The organism is Vibrio sp. Vb1026 (genome assembly GCF_033338745.1).
GTDB classification, from domain to species: Bacteria; Pseudomonadota; Gammaproteobacteria; order Enterobacterales; family Vibrionaceae; genus Vibrio; species Vibrio alginolyticus.
This window is the reverse complement of sequence record NZ_JAWOTH010000048.1, coordinates 1-2,388: the sequence shown is the minus strand read 5'-3', so window position 1 is coordinate 2,388 and position 2,388 is coordinate 1. Positions and strand designations below refer to the sequence as shown.

Sequence of the window (2,388 nt, the reverse complement as noted above, 5' to 3'; positions counted from 1 at the left end):
GACTTAGAAAAACGAATGCTCAAAGAGAACTAAGAAGATGAGAACAAAGAACTTTTCTGCGCGTCGCATAACGCCGCGTTAAGTAGTGAGCAACGCTAACCACCCAAACAAAACCATTACACCGTAATCACTTAACCCAACCTAGAATACAGAAGGCAAAGCGTTGGGAATCTGTCTTAAACGCCTTGTTATGTTGCTGACTCAAGGTACAATCGCAAGCCTTATAACAAGGACTAGACGCAATGCTATTTAACAACGACATCGATGAGATGATTAACTATTTGGAATGTTTCTGTAAACAACCACATGTCAAATCACTTGATAGCATCTCAGATGAACAGATTAACTTACTTCTGGATTTCTTAGCACTGGCCCACAAGTTAAAATGTGATATCTACGCGACCAGAAACCTTAACAGCCCACACTTTCTTGGTATCGGGGCCTTCGCTTTGTCACAAGAGCGCCCACCACATGGAAACCTATTTATCAAAGTAGAGCGAGAGCAACTTCACCTCACATTTGAACTCGATGCTTGCAGCCAAGAAAACTTGTTAACACCAACCCGAGTGATTGATGCACTCACATATCTCATCGACAATTCAGGTCAGGCTCTTCTCCCTGAAGATTACAACTAGTGATTGCAACATAACGCCGCGTTAAGTAGTGAGCAACGCCTACCACCCAAACTAAACCATTACACCTTAAACGCTAAACCCAACTTAGAATACAAACCGCCAAGCGTTGGGAATCTGCCTTAAACGCATTGTTATACGCTAGCCGAAGATGCGCACCTTAGCTTCTACTATTTTATTCGCAACTTTCAAATCATGCTGTGGATATGCAGACAAACCTATACTTTGTTCAATTGTAGAAGAAAGATATAAAGCTATTCTCGATGCATCCTTTCCTTCTAGCACCAATCGAAATATATGAGGTACATAACTGTCGTATTCGTCGTTCCACTCATTTTCACCATCGTTAACACCGATTGGATCCCAGTCATTCCATAATATGGATGCTATTTCTTTAAACAGTTTTCTTTCTTTAGCTTCCACAATATTATTCCATGTTCCCGTATTGCGTATAACGCCCTGTTAAGGTGTGAGCAACGCAATACCTAAGCTTTTGCATACCACCTTAACCACTAAAACCAACGCATAGTAAAAATGCCACGCGTTGCGAATCACTCTTAAACAGTTTGTTAAATTTCAACTAGTCTCGAGAAATCGTTGACTTTGTACTTATCGAAACGACTATGACAATGCTCCGTGTATTCTCCAGTTTCTTTATTCTTACGCTTACCATTAAGCCAGATTGAGCGCTTACCTACATTTTTGCCCGTTTTGTTTTGATTAGACTCTTTTATAAAATCCTCAGACGACATAATCCAAAACTGTTCCAAACGCTCTGAGTAGAAGACAAAGTAATAATTATCACGAAGATCGTGAGTAATTGCAGCAAACAAAGCTGCATCCCCCATCGTAACCTCTTTGGAGCGAGCTTTTATTTGTATCTCAATAAATGTGCCATCAGGTTTCCTGATCACCGCATCAATGCCATTGTCATCAATTAATGGCATATATACATCAATACCCTCTTTAAGCATTAATCCGGTAATCCAATACTCCATCCTCTTACCAAATCCAGCAGAATGTCGAAATGAAATACCCATACATACTCCAATTGAAATTTAACGCCGCGTTAAGGGGTGAATGCCGCCTAAACCAAGTTTCCGCAAGCCACTTTCATCACCAAAACTCACCGCATACCAAAAATGCCACGCGGCATGAATCCCTCTTGAACGCCTTGTTATGTAGCTAGTCACCGCCGCCAAAATCAAGAAAGTTTACTCCACCGGAACTATCTAAACTCGTGTTCGTAACTTTACATTTAGATACTGAATTTACCTCTGCATATAATAGGTAGCTTTCAACAGAAGGAACTTCCGACACGTTAAATAAGATCTCTCCGACAGACTTTTGAAACTCTAACAAGTCGCCTAAGTCTTCTTGTAACTCGATAGCCAAGTCTTTGCTGTAAGGCAGCAACATGCCATAACATACTGACTTATAGAACTGGTCATCACTGCACTTAATCTCGCTCAATGCCCAACTAATTTCCTGAAACGAATAGACGGGCTTTTTCCCAAACTTAGCACACAGTTTAGGAGCTACATCTTTAGCGACTGACTGAACATAAGACTTTTTATTCAAAAAGTTAAGCACACCGTATCTCCTTGCTACATAACGCCCTGTTAAGGGGTGAGCAACGCAATACCAAAGCCACCGCATACCACCTTAAACACTAAAACCAACGCATAGTGAAAATGCCACGCGTTGCGAATCCCTCTTGAACAGTTTGTTAGGCGACATTTCTACGTTTAACTTC

General features: G+C 41.0%; 4 protein-coding genes. 1 reads left to right on the top strand and 3 read right to left on the bottom strand.

What is annotated here, in order from left to right; all coding sequences use genetic code 11:
• Positions 1-242: 242 nt before the first annotated feature.
• Positions 243-635 (top strand): hypothetical protein, encoded by a 393-nt coding sequence (locus tag R7E47_RS24000; RefSeq protein WP_318085145.1) that lies wholly within the window; start codon positions 243-245, stop codon positions 633-635.
• A 138-nt stretch (positions 636-773) separates the two neighbouring features.
• Here the strand turns inward: R7E47_RS24000 and R7E47_RS23995 are convergent, their stop codons facing one another.
• From R7E47_RS23995 to R7E47_RS23980, 3 genes are all read right to left on the bottom strand, one after another.
• Complete coding sequence (locus tag R7E47_RS23995) at positions 774-1,055, bottom strand: hypothetical protein (protein ID WP_250654434.1); 282 nt, start codon at positions 1,053-1,055, stop codon at positions 774-776.
• Positions 1,056-1,201: 146 nt separating this feature from the next.
• Positions 1,202-1,672, bottom strand: a complete 471-nt coding sequence (locus tag R7E47_RS23990; RefSeq protein WP_258481471.1) for a hypothetical protein — start codon at positions 1,670-1,672, stop codon at positions 1,202-1,204.
• Positions 1,673-1,817: 145 nt separating this feature from the next.
• Positions 1,818-2,225, bottom strand: coding sequence for a hypothetical protein (locus tag R7E47_RS23980; protein ID WP_230238829.1), 408 nt, complete (start codon positions 2,223-2,225; stop codon positions 1,818-1,820).
• Positions 2,226-2,388: the final 163 nt, after the last annotated feature.

Coding starts and splice junctions, on each gene's coding strand:
- R7E47_RS24000 (WP_318085145.1), top strand. CDS start 243: ATGCTATTTAACAACGACATCGATGAGATGATTAACTATTTGGAATGT.
- R7E47_RS23990 (WP_258481471.1), bottom strand. CDS start 1,672: ATGGGTATTTCATTTCGACATTCTGCTGGATTTGGTAAGAGGATGGAG.